Genomic DNA, 275 nt, shown 5'->3' with positions numbered 1-275 from the left:
CTGCATGCCGAAAGCGGCGAGGCGGGCGCCCCGGCCTGGGTCGTGCTGCGCATGGCCCGCGCGCAGGCGCCGGAGGCCGACTGGCTGGCCCGCCTCGATGCCGCGCTCGCGTTGCCGGCCGCGCCGGACCTGCTCGAATACCAGGATGCACGCCGCGGCCTGCTGCGCCGGGTCGGCTGGCGGCACGAAGCGGAAGGCGACTTCATCGACGGCGTGCTGCTCACCGATCCGCGGCCCAGCCCCGCCAGCCAGGCGCTGCTCGACGCTGCCCTGGC

At 76.7% G+C, this 275-nt stretch carries 1 protein-coding gene; it reads left to right on the top strand.

The genetic code is table 11. The features are described 5' to 3' along the window. Positions 1-275, top strand: a 275-nt coding sequence (locus tag SB775_RS29275; protein ID WP_410864737.1) for a hypothetical protein, incomplete at both ends; no start/stop codon positions are given.

The sequence above is a fragment of the Peribacillus sp. SIMBA_075 genome, assembly GCF_046534585.1.
This window is presented reverse-complemented; position numbering and strand designations above follow the sequence as displayed.